At 62.9% G+C, this 17,653-nt stretch carries 15 protein-coding genes; 9 read left to right on the forward strand and 6 right to left on the reverse strand.

Features of this window, described 5'->3' with window-relative positions; genetic code table 11:
- From H4F99_RS14385 to H4F99_RS10380, 3 genes are all read left to right on the forward strand, one after another.
- The coding region (locus tag H4F99_RS14385; protein WP_220481133.1) for a serine hydrolase domain-containing protein at positions 1 to 375 on the forward strand (375 nt) is incomplete at its 5' end.
- A gap of 390 nt (positions 376 to 765) precedes the next feature.
- The gene (locus tag H4F99_RS10375; RefSeq protein ID WP_182669686.1) at positions 766 to 1,671 is read left to right on the forward strand and encodes a retron St85 family effector protein; all 906 of its coding nucleotides are present in this window, start codon (positions 766 to 768) and stop codon (positions 1,669 to 1,671) included.
- The gene (locus H4F99_RS10380; RefSeq protein WP_220481134.1) at positions 1,668 to 2,636 is read left to right on the forward strand and encodes a retron St85 family RNA-directed DNA polymerase; all 969 of its coding nucleotides are present in this window, start codon (positions 1,668 to 1,670) and stop codon (positions 2,634 to 2,636) included. The genes H4F99_RS10375 and H4F99_RS10380 overlap by 4 nt, the downstream gene beginning before the upstream one ends.
- 293 nt (positions 2,637 to 2,929) lie before the next feature.
- On the opposite strand, the gene H4F99_RS10385 is transcribed toward H4F99_RS10380, so the two are convergent.
- The 6 genes from H4F99_RS10385 to H4F99_RS10410 form a co-directional block, all read right to left on the reverse strand.
- Complete coding sequence (locus H4F99_RS10385; RefSeq protein ID WP_220481135.1) at positions 2,930 to 3,223, reverse strand: carboxymuconolactone decarboxylase family protein; 294 nt, start codon at positions 3,221 to 3,223, stop codon at positions 2,930 to 2,932.
- Positions 3,224 to 3,335: 112 nt separating this feature from the next.
- Complete coding sequence (gene pyrC, locus H4F99_RS10390; RefSeq protein WP_343064192.1) at positions 3,336 to 4,418, reverse strand: dihydroorotase; 1,083 nt, start codon at positions 4,416 to 4,418, stop codon at positions 3,336 to 3,338.
- A gap of 115 nt (positions 4,419 to 4,533) precedes the next feature.
- The gene (locus H4F99_RS10395; protein WP_182669688.1) at positions 4,534 to 5,523 is read right to left on the reverse strand and encodes a hypothetical protein; all 990 of its coding nucleotides are present in this window, start codon (positions 5,521 to 5,523) and stop codon (positions 4,534 to 4,536) included.
- 3 nt (positions 5,524 to 5,526) lie between these two features.
- Positions 5,527 to 6,627, reverse strand: coding sequence for a DUF3696 domain-containing protein (locus H4F99_RS10400; protein WP_182669689.1), 1,101 nt, complete (start codon positions 6,625 to 6,627; stop codon positions 5,527 to 5,529).
- Positions 6,620 to 7,789, reverse strand: a complete 1,170-nt coding sequence (locus H4F99_RS10405) for a DUF262 domain-containing protein (protein WP_182669690.1) — start codon at positions 7,787 to 7,789, stop codon at positions 6,620 to 6,622. The genes H4F99_RS10400 and H4F99_RS10405 overlap by 8 nt, the downstream gene beginning before the upstream one ends.
- Before the next feature lie 36 nt (positions 7,790 to 7,825).
- Positions 7,826 to 11,296 (reverse strand): methylmalonyl-CoA mutase family protein, encoded by a 3,471-nt coding sequence (locus H4F99_RS10410; RefSeq protein WP_182669691.1) that lies wholly within the window; start codon positions 11,294 to 11,296, stop codon positions 7,826 to 7,828.
- A 124-nt stretch (positions 11,297 to 11,420) separates the two neighbouring features.
- Here H4F99_RS10410 and H4F99_RS10415 point away from each other — a divergent pair, with 124 nt between their 5' ends.
- The 6 genes from H4F99_RS10415 to H4F99_RS10440 all read left to right on the forward strand — a co-directional run bounded on the left by H4F99_RS10415 (position 11,421) and on the right by H4F99_RS10440 (position 17,643).
- Positions 11,421 to 12,674: a 2OG-Fe(II) oxygenase gene (locus tag H4F99_RS10415; RefSeq protein ID WP_182669692.1), complete on the forward strand. Its 1,254-nt coding sequence runs from the start codon at positions 11,421 to 11,423 to the stop codon at positions 12,672 to 12,674.
- A gap of 210 nt (positions 12,675 to 12,884) precedes the next feature.
- Positions 12,885 to 13,988 (forward strand): Glu/Leu/Phe/Val dehydrogenase, encoded by a 1,104-nt coding sequence (locus tag H4F99_RS10420; protein WP_182669693.1) that lies wholly within the window; start codon positions 12,885 to 12,887, stop codon positions 13,986 to 13,988.
- 85 nt (positions 13,989 to 14,073) lie between these two features.
- Entirely contained in the window at positions 14,074 to 15,246 is a 1,173-nt protein-coding gene (locus H4F99_RS10425) for an isovaleryl-CoA dehydrogenase (protein WP_182669694.1), read from the forward strand.
- Positions 15,247 to 15,408: 162 nt separating this feature from the next.
- Positions 15,409 to 16,590 carry a thiolase family protein gene (locus tag H4F99_RS10430; RefSeq protein ID WP_182669695.1) on the forward strand — a complete coding sequence of 394 codons (1,182 nt, stop codon included), beginning with the start codon at positions 15,409 to 15,411 and terminating at the stop codon, positions 16,588 to 16,590.
- Between the two features lie 148 nt (positions 16,591 to 16,738).
- Positions 16,739 to 17,116, forward strand: a complete 378-nt coding sequence (locus tag H4F99_RS10435) for a hypothetical protein (RefSeq protein WP_182669696.1) — start codon at positions 16,739 to 16,741, stop codon at positions 17,114 to 17,116.
- 146 nt (positions 17,117 to 17,262) lie between these two features.
- Positions 17,263 to 17,643: a hypothetical protein gene (locus H4F99_RS10440; RefSeq protein ID WP_182669697.1), complete on the forward strand. Its 381-nt coding sequence runs from the start codon at positions 17,263 to 17,265 to the stop codon at positions 17,641 to 17,643.
- The last annotated feature ends 10 nt before the right edge of the window (positions 17,644 to 17,653 follow it).

Genomic DNA, 17,653 nt, shown 5'->3' on the forward strand with positions numbered 1-17,653 from the left:
CCGGCTTCGGCTTCACGCAGGAAGCCGATGATCTGCTCTTCGGAAAAGCGCTTCTTCACGTCCAATCTCCTTCTGCTTGGGGATTGGACTCCAAATCGCCGTGCTACTCAAAGGCGGGGGGGCGTCGCGCCCTGCCCGATCCGCCAGGGCTACGGTCTGGGCTTTGAAGTCGCCCACTTCGCCGAGGGCTCAGCCTTGGGCCATGGCGGCAGCGACTGGGCGGAAGACACGCTGGCCTATCTCGACCAGCCCTCGGGCGATGGATTGATCATCCTGCTCAACGCACCCAACCCGCGTGGCACGCGGGCCATGGCGGACCTGATCGCCCTGCTGGACCCGGATTCGCCCTACCTGCCCCGGTATCGCGCGAGGTAGGTAGGACAATGGGAAGGGTCGACCTACCCTCGGTCGAGAGTGGAGTCAGGTCCATTCGCTACCTGTGCGCACGCAACTTCTCACTGCGTGGACATCACCTCTTCCTATGACCGCATTTGTCAGGCAACGGAAGAGCACTTGGGCAGACCACATACCCTTTCGTATTTGACAATCGCGGTACAGCTGAACAATGCCAAAGAAGGTCGACTCTGCCGTCACTTCGGGCTAACATCGTAGTCGCCTAGCGACTTGGGTGAAAAGCCCAAAGTGATACGAGGCGTATCACTCAGAGTATTGCTCCACTTCTGACGGAGACCGGCTGCGCGCCGACCCGTCAGTCGACCGGGTCGGCGCGCAGCCGGTCTCCGTCAGCATCAAGTAGGCGAATACATGCTGGAAAAGCACCTTCGTTCCGAAAAGTCAGCTCTACACCGGCATCTTAGCCGGCTCAAATCAGCGGTCGAAAACGATCGCATTCAGCCGAACGGAAAACACGCTACGTCATTCGTCTTCATCTGCGGCGCAAATAGGCGTGCGGGTGGTGCGTCCGCGCGCAGGCTAGCCGTTGAAAGATTCATAAAGAAGACTTCGCCAGATTCCAAAGCAATCATTGCCGAAAGATTTTTTGAGTTTCTGGAAAATAGCAAAAAGAAACAGAATCTTTACGACATTGAACATGCGCTGAGCGGATTCGCGGACCTAATTGTAATTATTCTCGAAAGCAACAGCGCGTTCACGGAACTAGGCGCCTTTGCCACAAGGGAGCTGAGAGAAAAGCTATTCATTATAAATGATAGACAATTTGAACTGCAGCAATCCTTCATAAACCTGGGGCCGCTAAGCGCAGTCAAGGAAGTGGATAACCGCGCCGTTAGTTGGTACGACATGGCTGCTGACGGAATTGAGAACGGCGACGCAATCGGCGGGACATTTCCCGACCTAATTCAGGCCATTCGCAAGAGATCTCCGAAGACGGAAGTTCTCGACAAGAGCAAACTGACTCCCATCGGAGGTCTTAACAGATGGGCTTTCGCCTTCTGTCACGACATCATATTTTACTCGCGAAGCATAAACGCGAAGGACCTAGTTGCCGTTTACACCTTTCTGTTCGGGAAGGCAGACTTTGACAGCTTGGCCACGTACAAAGCTCTGCTAGTTGCGCTAGGACTTGCCACAAAATCGGGTGACAAGGTCGCTTCTACACAGGCGAGTCCAATCCTTAAATCGCCGGTCGATCACGTGCCCCTTCAGGCAGCGTTCTATGCTGCAAACTATCGATCGGAGCGTCGCTCATGAGGGACTTGGTAGAGGTATGTTCGGCAGATCTTGGGATAAGTCGCCAAGAAACGCTTCACCTTGCGAAGAGCGCGCCCTACCGCATGAAACGTTTCGAACTGAGTAAAAGAGGCGGCGGCAGGCGGACGATTTGGCGAGCAGCGATAGAAACGAAGGGTCTTCAGTACTCCTTGATAAAGAACTATCTAGAGCATCTTCCCGTTCATGCAGCCAGTCAGGCATTTTCTCCAGGCTCATCCATTAAGAAGAATGCCAGCATTCATGTTGGCAACCATTACTTTCTGAGGGTCGACCTGAAGGATTTCTTCCCTTCGTTAACCTTCGAGAATCTTCGCAAGGCCACCTTGTCAAGCAACGCCAAGTTCGACTTCTCATTAGAAGGCTCCGACTCATTTGCGCTTATTCAAGGCGCGTGCTTCGACCGCGACGGCAAACTGCCTATTGGCTATTCTACGTCTCCATTTATCGCGAACGTCGTCATGTTCGAGTTTGACGAGAGTTTAGAAGTCACTCTTCAGTCTGAGTTTGGCGCTGGTAATTTTAACTACACGAGATACGCAGACGACATGGTGTTCTCAACCTCTACCAGAGGTGTCTGCAGGAAGGCGTACCGAAAGATCAAGAACTTCGTGGCCGATTTTGATGGAGCAAGCCTGTCAGTGAACGACCGTAAGACGCACTTTGGCAGCACAGGCAAAGGGACTGCCTTTGTGACAGGAGTTCATATGCTTCCAAATGGAAAGCTTGCTGCAACAAGGCAGCTTCGAGAACGGGTAAAATTCTTGCTCTACTTGCTGACAAAGAAGAGAATTCCAGAGAAAGAGTACTCTCAACTCATCGGGTTGCTAGCACACTTAAGGAGCGTTGATCCCGCCTATCATACGAAGCTCTCGACAGATTTTTATTCTGTTTTTCCTCGCTTAGGGAAAGATCGGACCGCTACAACCAGCTCAGAACGCACATAGAGCGGGAGATTAGTCACGATTGAGGTCCCGAACCCTTGCGGAACCGCGCTGTGCACGGCTGACCTGACAGGGGCTGTAATTCTTTTCGGCCTCGATCAGAGGTTCAAGGGAAATCGGACCAGGCACATTTCCTACCCGTTCGTGTTTCACCTTTCTGGAAGTGAATCCAACCTCTATCCAGAGGCGATAGCTTGGTCGACTGTCCCGAGACTCTTTCTCGCACGTTCCGCAAGGGCTCAGCCCGCTGAGTTTGGCGACCTCGTCGTAGGCCGCCAGGGTATTGGTCGCGTACATCAGCAAGGCGCCACCGCCCATCTAGGCCGCCACCCCCCAGCATCTCGCCCCCCCCGGCGCGGTGCCCATCCGGAGTAGCGCGTTGGCATGAAAGCCCAGGCAACCGTCGCAACGTCGGCAACGCCAATGGCCATGGCAATCAGCTGCTTGGCCTTCTCGTCCAACGCGCCCGGCGCCATCACCGCCTTGCTCTGGGCATTGAAGCCCTGGCTGACGCCAGCATTGTGGATGCGCAGCGCGTTCATGTCGCGAGAGACCTCGCGGGTCAATTCCCGGTAGGACGGCGTGCTCATGGTGGGATCGAACGGCGGCCGGGCCGGTGGTCCGGCCCTTAATCAAACTAAGAGCTTTGCCGATCCTTCCCCAAGCACAGCAGGTTTCACTCCGCGGCTTGGACGCGCGGGCTCAGCCCACGAACCGCCAGCCCAGCGTTTCCCCATAAGCCAACGGCGCGATCTCGCGGTCGCCGTAGGGCAGCGCAGGGGGAATCGTCCAGTCTTCCTTGCGCAGGGTCACGGTGCCGGTGTTGCGCGGCAGGCGGTAGAAGTCCGCGCCGAAGTGACTGGCGAAGCCTTCCAGGCGGTCCAGCTTGCCGGCGGCCTCGAACGCGGTCGCGTACAACTCCAGCGCGTGCAGGCCGGTGTAGCAGCCGGCGCAGCCGCAGTCGGCTTCCTTGTCGCCGCGCGCGTGCGGGGCCGAGTCGGTGCCCAGGAAGAAGCGCGGGTCGCCGCTGGTGGCGGCTTCGAGCAGCGCCTGGCGGTGGGTCTCGCGCTTGAGCACCGGCAGGCAGTAGTAGTGGGGCCGCAGTCCGCCGGTGAACAGGGCATTGCGGTTGTACAGCAGGTGGTGCGCGGTGATCGTCGCGCCGATGTCGCCGCCCGAGTCGCGCACGTAGTCGGCGGCATCGCGGGTGGTGATGTGCTCCAGCACCACGCGCAGGCCGGGGAAGTCGCGGCGCAGCGGGGCCAGCACGGTCTCGATGAACACCCGCTCGCGGTCGAACACGTCGATGTCGCGGTCGGTGACCTCGCCATGAACCGCCAGCACCAGGCCGAGCTCCTGCATGGCCTCCAGCGCCGGGTAGGCGCGCTTGGGGTCGGTGAGGCCGGAATCCGAATTGGTGGTCGCGCCGGCCGGATACAGCTTGACCGCGTGCACGAAACCGCTGGCCTTCGCGCGGTGGATCTCCTCGGCCGGCGTGTTGTCGGTGAGGTATAGCGTCATCAGCGGATCGAAGTCCGAACCCGCCGGCCGCGCGGCGAGGATCCGCTCCCGGTAGGCTGCGGCCAGCGCCGTCGTGGTTACCGGCGGTCGCAGGTTCGGCATGACGATGGCCCGGTGGAACTGCGCCGCCGTGTGCGGCAGCACTGCCGCAAGCTGCGCCCCATCGCGCAGGTGCAGGTGCCAGTCGTCAGGGCGGGCCAGCGTCAGGGTGGTGCCGGCCGGCGCCTGGGCGGGATCGGGGATGTGGTGGGCGAGCGGGGTCACGGGGCGTGGGGGGTTGGGTGGGTGGGGGCGACTACCCTACCGCAGAGGCTGCGCTCACTGCAGCCCTAAGGCACAACTCCCAACTTGACTGGACCGATGAACCTGAAACTTTTCCTTAATCACCGGGGAGCGGCAGATGATTCGTAAAGAACCCGATAACAACCTTATTGTCCGATTGTTCGACCGGCGGGTGGAAATAAATTCTATTCTGATGTGGCTCAAACTTCTCATGCCACTCGCAAAAAAGCGTTCGGCCCTTCACCAGCAACTCGCGCGCGCGCCTGCTCGTGCCATCTAGGCGCACTTCAATTGCCTCGGGAGATACTGTCAGGCCGAGGCCAGTGAATCTCTGTTGCATTAGCAGATTCGTGGGTGAACCACCCTCATCTCTCTCAGGTTCGTTGGGAGAGAGGTTCGGCGGCGGCGTTGTGAAGACCCATCGCCCGTGATCGTTAAGAACGCTCAAAGCTCGCCGCAGCTTCATGCTCACTGCACGATAGCCCCCCTTGAAGTCACCTATTCCCCGCCAAACATTATCTCCAAAAAAAAGGCTAGGGAAGGCATTGGCTGCGTAGCGTTGAAGCTGCACTTCACTATCGTTCGTTGCGATTACGTCACGCCAAAAACCAACATGACCAACCTCGTCTCGCACCCAGTGGACAAGCGCAGCACCCGCAGCTGACTCAGTCTGAAGAACTCCCGTCCTCATAAGACCCAGGCAGGCGATAGGCCGCTGCACGAGCACACAATGATGAACCCAAGACACGTCAGCGCTCTCGATGAGCTCACCTGCTACCACTACCTCAAACGAGTCGAATCCTGCAGGCCAATTCTCATCATCAATGTAAAATTGCGCACGCCCTAACCAGCCCGCCAGTTCCTGCATCAGCTCTACAGGTAGATTAATTCCCGCCTCACTGAGACTCCAAAGATCATAATTTTCAAATATCGGCTTGCTTTGCAGATCGTCGCCGATCCAGACCATCTCATCACGTTCAATCGCAGCGTTCACGCGAGCCACCAAGGAATCCAAGGCACTCACAAATGCTTCTGGCGAATCGAACTTATCGACTTGCCACTCCGATCCGTCCACGACAAAAGCCATTTATCACCTCTGTCGCCGGATTCGACCAAGAGTTGCCACATCAAGCTGATACTGATCGAAGAACCCTTTCGGCCAGTGAGAAATTCCGCCAACTGACGTAAACGTAAGCTCATCCACAGCCACTTCATCGCCATCGCCATCGGCGAAGTAGTGCGCGACCGCATCGCAATATGGCAGCAGCTTCTCGGCACCGATCGCCAATCGGATGCCATTCAACAAATGATCAGAGTGAGTTTCAAGCACAACCTGAACCCCGCAACTGGCAATCCATGCTAGAAACCTACCCATCTGAGATTGGCCAGCAGGATGCAGGTGGGCCTCGGGGTTCTCGACAATAAGCAAGCCACCGCGCTCAGCTATGAGCCCAGCCAACACAACCGGCAAGGCATAGGAAACGCCAAACCCCATATTCGTAGCGCGAACCCAGTCCCCACCAGGAGAACGAAACTTAAGCGCAGTGACACCACTATCGGGAAACCAACCTGCGTCGATCTCAACTGGACGAGCTATCGCGGATAACCACCCCTCTATCTCATACTTTAGTAATCCAACCGACGACTCACCGGAAGTTGGCCGCACTCGATCTGAATGCTGTAATGGTTGACTACCAATCGTCGCGATGATCTGAGCGCAGTATTCGCCCCGGACCCCAACCTGCAATTCTGAGAATGGCACCGGATCTGCTGGCAGATGCGCCCTCGGGCCAAGTCGCTCTGCGCACAAATAGGTCAAAGCGCGACTGACGCGCTGGAACGGAAAAGGTACAGCCGTTGGCTTCGATATGACATTCAAATATAGACTGTCTTCGGCCGGTGACTGAATCACCCATGTCGACAAACCCTCGGTCGAATCAAGCTCGATGCGAATGGTATCTTCCGACTTCCAGTTCTGTACATCCTTAGCTGCACCCAACTCGAACGATCGGTCGTTGAGCCGAATAGTTCCCGCGACTGCAGACGATTCGGCTTCTGCTGCAAGTAGCAATGATTGAACGAACGAAGATTTTCCAGCTCCATTCAAGCCCGCTAATATCGTCAAAGGGGCAAGGCGAAATGTTCTATCTGTGAATCTTTTGAATGCTAAAACGCGGACAGAACTAAGCATCTAATATTCTCCGCAAAATCAGTCTAGGCTGATCTAATCGGTAAGCGACGGCATTAGGATCGCCGGTGCCAACGGTCACTGCTTTTGAATATTTCGCGTCGTCGAATGCTTGGCGGAACTTTCGTTCGATCTCTTGCGCGAAAGGCCGCAACTCCGTTATAGGATACTCGGAGAGCGCGATCGCTTGAGACTCAAAAACTGCCCGATTAATCGGGCCTCGTCGACTCTGACCAGGTGGCATCCTCCGGAAGGCCGCCCTCCCGAGAAGAACAGCAGCAGCCTCCATTGCGCGATCAAACCGGTTTCGAAGCGCTCCTAGCTCAGGCGCAGAAATGCTTCTCTCGCTCTCTGAAGTTCCGTCAAGCCGTCTTGTGACTTCAACGAGAAAAGCATCCAAGCTCGAATGACTTCGGTATTCATCATAATTGAAATCAACAAATGCGCAGAATCGAAGCGCCAGCTCGCGATTGGTCATGCGTCCGCTATCTCGAATACGCGCACCAGTTGAGGGATCCTTTCTCCAAAAATGCCAATCTGTCGCAATATCGAAGGAGGCCAACTCCGAAAGCTCTCGAAGGAAGGCGCGAGACCTGGGCTTGCTCATTGCATGACGAATTTCTTGAGCAGAGAGAGGGCTGCCCAATGTATTCACACGTCCGAAGATATCGTACTTGACCTCATCTGGAGTTTGAGGCTCGATGACGTGGACGACGATTTGCGTGCTTCTGAAACGACGAAGAGCGGCTGGCTTAAGTTTTGAATAATTGGAGCCATGCAAGTCATCAAGGTACTCAAGATCCCTTCGATCAAGTAGATGACCATCTCGCATAAACAATGAAATGGTCGACAGCCGCTGGACCCCATCGACCACTTGATAGGATCCGTCGCGATCCTGATTGAAATAGAAGGCCGGCAGTGGAATGCCCAACAAAACCGACTCGATAAGCCTAGTTCTCTGCCTCTCTTTCCAGACGTAGTCGCGCTGAAAATCCGGCGCCAGATCAACCTCGCCATCGTTGATCTGCTGCACGACTTCTCTTAAAGAGAAATTCTTCGTGGTAATCCGAATTTTAGCCGGATCCCAAGGTTTAACACTAAGGGCTCCTGCGGAAAGATCGGAATCGTCGACCTCATCCGCGGCGAATTCCTCTTCTTGACTCATAGTTAATCGCGCTCAATTGAGGGGATGCAAAAAGCATTACATATTCCGCCGATACTCCCCACCCACGTCATACAGCGCATGGCTGATCTGCCCCAGACTGTGGGTCTTGACGGCTTCGATCAGGGATTCAAACACATTCCGGCGCTCGCGGGCGGTGGCCTGCAGGCCCTTTAGACCTTGGTCGGCGTGGCCGTTGCGGTTGCCCTGGTAGCCGGCGACGTTGTCGATCTGCTGGCCCTTCTCCCCTTCCGTCGAGCGGATCAGTTCAATCTCGGTGACGATGTCGCCGCCGTGGTCCTTGGGCAGGAAGGTGTTGACGCCGATCAGCGGCAGGCTGCCGTCGTGCTTCTTGTGTTCGTAGTAGAGGCTTTCTTCCTGGATCTTGCCGCGCTGGTACATGGTGTCCATGGCGCCGAGCACGCCGCCGCGCTCGCTGATGGCCTCGAACTCCTTGTAGACGGCCTCTTCGACGATGTCGGTGAGCTTGTCGACGATGAAGCTGCCCTGCCAGGGGTTCTCGCAGAAGTTCAGCCCCAGCTCCTTGTTGATGATCATCTGGATGGCGACGGCACGGCGCACGGATTCCTCGGTGGGCGTGGTGATGGCCTCGTCGTAGGCGTTGGTGTGCAGGCTGTTGCAGTTGTCGAACAGGGCGTACAGGGCCTGCAGGGTGGTGCGGATGTCGTTGAACTGGATCTCCTGCGCGTGCAGGGAGCGGCCGCTGGTCTGGATGTGGTACTTCATCATCTGGCTGCGGGCGCTGGCGCCGTAGCGCTCGCGCATGGCGCGGGCCCAGATGCGGCGGGCGACGCGGCCGATGACGGTGTATTCGGGGTCCATGCCGTTGGAAAAGAAGAACGACAGGTTGGGCGCGAAGTCGTCGATCTTCATGCCGCGCGCGAGGTAGTACTCGACGATGGTGAAGCCGTTCGACAGGGTGAAGGCGAGCTGGCTGATCGGGTTCGCCCCGGCCTCGGCGATGTGGTAGCCGGAGATCGACACGGAATAGAAATTCCGCACGCCGTGGTCGACGAAGTACTGCTGGATGTCGCCCATCATGCGCAGGGCGAACTCGGTGCTGAAGATGCAGGTGTTCTGGGCCTGGTCTTCCTTGAGGATGTCGGCCTGCACGGTGCCGCGCACGGTCTTGAGGGTCTCGGCCTTGATGCGGGCGTAGGTGTCGGCATCGACCACCTGGTCGCCGGTGACGCCGAGCAGGCCCAGGCCGAGGCCGTCGTTGCCGTCGGGCAGTGAACCGCTGTATTCGGGCCTTTTCTTGCCTTCAAACAGCTTCTCGATGCGGTCGTGTGCGGCGTCCCAGCGCGCCTGGTCCTCGCGCAGGTACTTCTCGACCTGCTGGTCGATGGCGGTGTTCATGAACATCGCCAGGATGATCGGCGCGGGGCCGTTGATGGTCATCGACACGCTGGTGGTCGGCGCGCACAGGTCGAAGCCGGAGTACAGCTTCTTCATGTCGTCGAGCGTGGCGATGTTGACGCCGGAGTTGCCGATCTTGCCGTAAATGTCCGGGCGTGGCGCCGGGTCCTCGCCGTAGAGGGTGACCGAGTCGAACGCGGTGGACAGGCGCGCGGCGGGCTGGCCGACGCTGAGGTAGTGGAAGCGGCGGTTGGTGCGCTCCGGGGTGCCTTCGCCCGCGAACATGCGGATGGGGTCCTCGCCGGTGCGGCGATACGGGTAGACGCCGCCGGTGTACGGGTACGCGCCCGGCAGGTTCTCCTTCTGCAGGAAGGTCAGCAGCTCGCCCCAGCCCTTGTAGGTGGGCGCGGCGATCTTGGGCACCAGCTGGTGGCTGAGCGACTCGCGGTAGTTCTCGACGCGGATGGTCTTGTCGCGGACCTTGTACTCGTTGACCTCGTCGGTGATCGACTTGAGGCGGGCCGGCCACTCGCGCAGCAGCTTGAGCGCCTCGGACGACAGCGACTGCACGGCGTCGTTGTAGCGCTGGCGCAGGGTCAGCAGGGTGGCGTCGCCGCCGTCGGTGAGGTCGGCGGCATCGAACAGGTCCAGCGCCTTGGGCAGCTTGGCGTCCTCCAGTGCTTCCAATGCCTGCCAGCAGGACTGGGCGCGGTCGGCGACCTCGGCCTCGGTCTCGATCTGGCGGTTGATGGCGCGGCCCTGCTCGGCGATCTCGGCCAGGTAGCGCACGCGGCTGCCGGGGATCAGCACGGTGGCGCGCGGCTCCTTCAGCGAGGTGTCGATGTCGGGCGTCCAGTTGTCCTCCGGCAGCTCGAGCTTCGTGCGCAGCAGGCGGCACAGGTTGGCGAACATCCAGCTGATGCCGGGGTCGTTGAACTGGCTGGCGATGGTCGGGTAGACCGGGACGTCCTCGTCCTTCAGGTCGAAGGCGACGCGGTTGCGCTTCCACTGCTTGCGGACATCGCGCAGGGCGTCCTCGGCGCCGCGCTTGTCGAACTTGTTGAGCACGACCAGTTCGGCGAAGTCGAGCATGTCGATCTTCTCCAGCTGGCTCGGCGCGCCGAAGTCGCTGGTCATGACGTACATGGGGAAGTCGACCAGGTCGACGATTTCCGAGTCGCTCTGGCCGATGCCGGCGGTCTCGACGATCACCAGGTCGTAGCCTATGCCCTTCAGGAAGGCGATGGAGTCGACGAGCACGGCGTTGGTGGCCGAATGCTGGCGACGGGTGGCCATCGAACGCATGTAGACGCGCTTGGAGCGCAGCGAGTTCATGCGGATGCGGTCGCCGAGCAGCGCGCCACCGGTGCGGCGGCGGGTTGGGTCAACCGAGATCACCGCGATGCGCATCTCGGGGAAGCTGGCGAGGAAGCGGTTGAGCAGCTCGTCGGTGACCGAGGACTTGCCGGCACCGCCGGTACCGGTGATGCCGATGACCGGGGTGGCGCGGCCCTCGCCCGCCTGCGGCTTGGCCCAGGCCTTGCGCAGCATGGCCATCTCGGCGTCGGAGAAGCTGCCGTCCTCGATCGCACTGAGCATGCGGCCGAGGGCGATTTCGTCGTCGATGGCGGGCAGCGGCTTGCTTTCCAGGCCTGTCGGCGCGTCGCCGGTCTGGCGGGCGTGCTCGGCGCGGCGCACCACGTCCTCGATCATCGCCACCAGGCCCATGTGCATGCCGTCGTTGGGGTGGTAGATGCGCTCGACGCCGTAGGCCTGCAGCTCGCGGATCTCCTCGGGCGTGATGGTGCCGCCACCGCCGCCGAACACGCGGATGTGGCCGGCGCCGCGCTCCTTGAGCATGTCGACCATGTACTTGAAGTACTCGACGTGGCCGCCCTGGTAGGACGACAGCGCGATGCCGTCAGCATCCTCCTGCAGCGCGGCGCGCACGACGTCCTCGACCGAGCGGTTGTGCCCGAGGTGGATGACCTCCGCGCCCTGCCCCTGGATCAACCGCCGCATGATGTTGATCGCGGCGTCGTGGCCGTCGAACAGGCTCGCCGCGGTGACGAAGCGCAGCGGCGTGGTGTCGGGTTCGGCGGCAGGAAGCTGGTTGGCGGGCGTGCTCATGGCGGACTCGCGATACGTCAGGGTCAATTCGACGATTGTAGCGCGCGGCCTTTGATGGTTTCCCGTGCAACTGCGTATGGCGACGGGGATGGCGGCGCATGGGCACCCATGTACGCTTGGGCCGATGGAAGCCACGCCACGCCCCGACGCACACGCCGTGCAACGCGCCGAAACCCTGCACGCACAGGCCACCGCCGCGCTGGCCGCGGGCAATCCCGCGGAGGCGGCGACGGCCTTCGGCGAGGCCGCATCGATCGGCCACCCCGGCGCGCAGCTGGAGCTGGCGCGGCTGCATCTGTACGGCATCGGGATGCCCTCCGATCCCGCCCAGGCGGTGCACTGGCTGGAGCGCGCCGAGGCGGCGGGCCATCCGGGTGCGGCGTACCTGCTGGCGCTGGTGGCGGTCGGCGGCACCACCCTGCCCCGCGACGGCCGCATCGACGCGCGCGTCCTGCGCGCCGTGCAGCAGGGGGTCACCCCGGCACTGCGTGCGGCCGCGCTGCACTTCGGCCGCAAGCCCGACCCTGCCGACCAGACCCGCTGCGTGCAGCTGCTCGAACACGCGGCCGGCCAGGGCGACATCGTTGCCGCGCAGCTGCTGGCCGAGCGCCTGGTGCGCGGCGAAGGCTGTCCGGCCCAGTCGGACGCTGCGCGCGACCTGTGGACGCAGCTGGAACGCGCCGGGGTGCCGCGTCTGCCGGCCATCGAGACGCCCCTGCCGGTGCAGGCCGCCGGACCGGCGGGTCAGCTGGCGCTGCTCGAGGCGCTGGTGGCGCCCGACTGGGCCGTGCTTTCGGAGACACCCGCGGTACGCAGCATCGACGGCCTGCTGTCCGCCGACGAGTGCCGCCTGCTGGTGGCCTGCGCCCAACCGCAGCTGCGCGCCTCGATGACGGTCGACCCGGTGACCGGCGAGGCGTTGGCGAACCCGCTGCGGACCAGCCATGACGCCAGCTTCGACCCCTTGCGCGAGGACCTCGCACTGCGGCTGGTGCAGCTGCGCATCGCCCAGGCCGCGCGGATGGAGCTGGTCCACGCCGAGCAGCTGATCGTGCTGCGCTACACGCCCGGCCAGGAGTACAAGCCGCACCGCGACTACCTGCCCCCGTCCAGCCTGGCGACCCATGCGCCCGGCGCCGGCAACCGGACCCGGACGATCTGCGTCTATCTGAATGCGGTGGACGGTGGCGGCGCGACGGCCTTCCCCGAGGCCGGGGTGTCGGTGGCGCCCGCGCCAGGCCGCGCGGTGGTGTTCGACAGCCTGAAGGCGGACGGATCGCCGGAGCCGGCCTCACTGCATGCCGGCGAGCCCGTCAAGGCCGGCGAGAAGTGGCTGGCCACCCTGTGGCTGCGTGAACGCCCCTACCGGGGCTTCTGAACGGGCGGGAAACCGCTTGCGGATCAAGGCGCTTATGCCGCAGCGCAGCATTCTTCCGTACCTATCCGTATCCGACTAATGGATTAGACTACGCCGCGCCGGCCGGACCCCCGGGCCCCTTCGCCGGCGGCGACACCCCCACGGAACCACCCCAACAAACCACGGTCGACACGGCGCCGTCCGCGTGCCGATGCCGACACGGAGCACCCGATGATTTTCGAAACCCTCGAGAGCTACGGCCACGAGCAGGTCGTGTTTTGCCACAACAAGGACGCGGGCCTGAAGGCCATCATCGCGATCCACAACACTGTGCTCGGCCCCGCGCTGGGCGGCACCCGCATGTGGCCGTACAAGACCGAGCAGGAGGCGCTCAACGACGTGCTCCGCCTGTCGCGCGGCATGACCTACAAGAACGCGGTCGCCGGCCTGGACATCGGCGGCGGCAAGGCCGTGATCATCGGCGACCCGGCCACCGACAAGTCCGAGGCGCTGTTCCGCGCGTTCGGCCAGTTCGTGCAGTCGCTGGGCGGTCGTTACATCACCGCCGAGGACGTCGGCATCGACGTCAACGACATGGAATACGTGTACCGCGAGACCGAGTTCGTGACCGGCGTGCACCAGGTCCACGGCGGTTCGGGCGACCCGTCGCCGTTCACCGCCTACGGCACCCTGCAGGGCCTGATGGCCGCGCTGAACAAGCGCTTCGGCGACGAGGAAGTCGGCAAGTACAGCTACGCCGTGCAGGGCCTGGGCCATGTCGGCATGGAGTACGTGAAGCTGCTGAAGGAGCGCGGCGCGAAGATCTTCGTGACCGACATCAACCAGGGCCTGGTCGACAAGGCCGTGTCCGAGTACGGCGCCGAGGCCGTCGGCCTGGACGAGATCTACGACGTCAACGCCGACGTGTACTCGCCGTGCGCGCTGGGCGGCACCGTCAACGAGCAGACCCTGCCCCGCCTGAAGGCCAAGGTCATCTGCGGCGCGGCCAACAACCAGCTGGCCAACAACGCCATCGGCGACGAAGTGGCCAAGCGCGGCATCGTGTACGCCCCGGACTACGCGGTGAACGCGGGCGGCGTGATGAACGTCGCGCTTGAGATCACCGGCTACAACCGCGAGCGCGCGATGCGTTCGATGCGGACGATCTACCACAACCTGATCCGCATCTTCGAGATCGCCGAGCGCGACGGCATCCCGACCTACCGCGCCGCCGACCGCATGGCCGAGGAGCGCGTCGAGGTGATGGGCAAGCTGAAGCTGCCGATGGGTCGCACGACCCCGCGCTTCCAGGGTCGCATTCGCGGCGGGCACTGAGTAGCAGACACGACGGGGCCCAGCGCCCCGTCGTTTTTTCCGGGTTCCGTGATCCACCGGGCCCGACCGACAACGAGGATCCACCATGCGTCCGTTTCCCCTGGGTGACGAACTCGATGCGCTGCGCGAGGCGGTCCGCCGGTTCGCCGAGGCCGAGATCGCGCCGCGCGCCGAAGCCATCGACCACGACAACGCCTTCCCGCAGGACCTGTGGCCCAAGCTGGGCGAGATGGGCCTGCTCGGCCTGACCGTGCCGGCTGCGTTCGGCGGCAGCGAGATGGGCTACCTCGCCCACCTGGTCGCGATGGAGGAGATCTCGCGTGCATCGGGGTCGGTCGGCCTGAGCTACGGCGCGCATTCCAACCTGTGCGTGAACAACCTGTTCGCCAACGGCACGGACGCGCAGCGCGAGAAATACCTGCCGAAGCTGTGCAGTGGCGAGTGGAAGGGCGCGCTGGCGATGAGCGAGCCGGGCGCCGGTTCCGACGTGGTCGGCTCGATGGGCTGCCGCGCCGAGCTTCGCCCCGGGAAAGGCGGCGGCGACACCTGGATCGCCAACGGCAACAAGATGTGGATCACCAACGGCCCCGAGGCCGACGTCCTCATCGTCTACATGCGCACCGCGAGCCGCGAACTGGGCTCGAAGTGCATGACCGCCTTCATCGTCGAAAAGGGCATGAAGGGCTTCTCCACCGCGCAGAAGCTCGACAAGCTGGGCATGCGCGGCTCCAACACCTGCGAACTGGTGTTCGAGGATTGCGAGATCCCCGCGGAGAACGTGCTGGGCGACGTCAACAACGGCGTCAAGGTGCTGATGAGCGGCCTCAACACCGAGCGCCTGGTGCTCAGCGGCGGCCCGCTCGGCCTGATGCAGGCGGCGCTCGACATCGCCCTGCCCTACGTGCGCGACCGCCGCCAGTTCGGCCAGGCGATCGGCACCTTCGGAATCATGCAGGCCAAGATCGCCGACATGTACACCGCGCTGCAGTCCAGCCGCGCATTCGCCTACCAGGTCGCGCGCGATTACGACGCCGGTCACAAGAGCCGGATCGACGCCGCCAGCTGCCTGCTGCATGCGTCCGAGGCGGCGGTGCAGGTCGCGCTGGAAGGTATCCAGGCGCTGGGCGGCAACGGTTACATCAACGAATTCGCCACCGGCCGGATCCTGCGCGATGCCAAGCTCTACGCGATCGGCGCCGGCACCAACGAGATCCGCCGCATGCTGATTGGCCGCGAGCTGTTCAACGGCAACAGCTGACCCGCGGCGCCGGGGCGCGAACCCTTCGCGCCCCCTGTACCTTCGGCCAAGAGGGCCGTCGCACGTCCAATTTCCGGGCCTCCGGCGTTTGTCGCGCTGCAACACGGAGGCGCATAATCGGGACTTCGGCCACGGCCGTCCCGCCCACGTCAGGAGACCCCCATGAGTGACGTCGTCATCGTCGGTGCCAAGCGCACCGCCATCGGTTCCTTCCTCGGCCAGTTCACCGGCACCCCCACCCCGGTGCTCGGCGCCGCGGCCATCACCGGCGCGCTGGAACAGGCCGGCGTCGCCGCCGACCAGGTCGACGAGGTCATCATGGGTTGCGTGCTGCCGGCCGGCCTCGGCCAGGCGCCCGCCCGCCAGGCCGCGATCGGCGCCGGCCTGCCGACTTCGGCCGGCTGCACCACCATCAACAAGGTCTGCGGCTCCGGCATGAAGGCCGTGATGCTCGGCCACGACCTGATCAAGGCCGGTTCGGCGACCGTGGTGGTCGCCGGTGGCATGGAGTCGATGACCAACGCGCCGCACCTGCTCAACGGTTCGCGCACCGGCGTGCGATACGGCAGCGCCGAGTTCCTCGACCACATGGCGTACGACGGCCTGACCAACCCCTACGACGGCAAGGCCATGGGCGTGTTCGGCGACGCCACCTGCGCCGAGTACAAGCTGGATCGCGAGAAGGTCGACGCCTACTCCACCGAGAGCGCGGACCGCGCGCGCAAGGCGCAGGAAGACGGCGTGTTCAAGGACGAGATCGTCCCGGTGACGGTCAAGACCCGCAAGGGCGAGGTCGTGATCGACAGCGACGAGGAACCCGGCAAGATCGACACCGCGCGCATCCCGACCCTGCGCGCCGCGTTCGGCAAGGAGGGCGTGCTGACCGCCGCGTCTTCGTCGAAGATCTCCGACGGCGCCGCCGCGACCGTGCTGATGAGCGCGGAAGAGGCCGGCAAGCGCGGCCTCACGCCGATCGCGCGCATCGTGGCGCACGCCGGCCATGCGCAGGCGCCGGAGTGGTTCACCACCGCGCCGGTCAAGGCCATTGCGAGCGTGCTCGACAAGGCAGGCTGGAAAGTCGAGGACGTCGACGTGTTCGAGGTCAACGAAGCCTTCGCCTGCGTGGCCATGGCGCCTATGCATGACCTTGGCATTCCCCACGACCGGCTGAACGTGCATGGCGGCGCGTTGGCGCTGGGCCATCCGATCGGCGCCAGCGGTGCCCGCCTCATCGTCACGCTCCTGAACGCTTTGCAGAAGCGCGGAGGCAAGCGCGGCGTGGCTTCGCTGTGCATCGGCGGCGGCGAAGCGACGGCGATCGCCGTCGAACTTCACGACGCTTAACCAATTGTTAACTGAATAGGGGGTGGCGCGAGGCCATTTCCTGCGATAGAACGTTTGCCAAGCCGCTTGACACGCGTCATTGGCTTGTCATCATGTTATCGGCGCGCACTTGCGCGTTGCCAAAATTAACGACGAGGAATCTGCAATCATGACCATGAACAAGGCACTGCTTGCCCTGGCCCTGGGCTTTGCCCTGGCCGCCTGCACCAACCAGCAGCAGGCTGAGGACGCTGCTGCCGACGCGTCCGAGGCTGCTACCGAAGCCGCCGAGGCTGCGACCGCTGCCGCCGAGACCGGCGACAACATCGCTGCCGACGCTGCCCAGGCCGCTGCCGACGAGGCCGCTGCCGCCGCCGAGGCCGCTGCGACCTCCGCTGACGCTGCTGCCGGCGCTGCCACCGGCGACGCCGCCGACATGGCGGCCGACATGGCCGAAGAAGCCGCGAACGTCGCCGAGGACGCGAAGGACGCGGCGCAGGACGCCGAGGATGCCGCCGAGGACATCCAGGACGCCGTCGAGCACTAATCGGCTGTCTGTTGTACCCGGAAGGGCCGCCGGCTGGCCGGCGGCCCTTTCTTGATTCCGGGCTGAACGCGCGGCCGGTTCGCTGACGCGGCGTTCGCATCGACATCCCTACGCTGATTCCAGTTTCAACCGACCTTGGAGACACCATGAACAAGAACCTCCTGATCCTGGCCGCCGCTGCCACCTTCGCGCTGGCTGCCTGCCAGAACGAGACCCCGACCGCCCAGAACGCTGCCTCCGAGGCCGAAGCCGCTGCCGAGCGCGCCGGCGACGAAGCCGCCAACGCCGTTGATGCCGCGGGCGACGCCGCTGCTGCCAGCGTTGACGCCGCTGCCGCCGCGACCGGCGAAGCCGCCGCCGAAGTCGGCAACGCGGTCGAAGACGCCGCCGCCGAGGCCGAAGCCGCTGCCGACGAAGCCGCTGCCGCTGCTGCCGACTCCACCGCCGACGCCGCGAACGCCGTCGCCGACGAGGCGCAGGAAGTCGCCGACAAGGCCGAGGCTGCTGCCAACGAAGCCGACCAGTAATCGGTTCGCA

Source organism: Marilutibacter penaei (assembly GCF_014145395.1).
GTDB lineage: Bacteria > Pseudomonadota > Gammaproteobacteria > Xanthomonadales > Xanthomonadaceae > Marilutibacter > Marilutibacter penaei.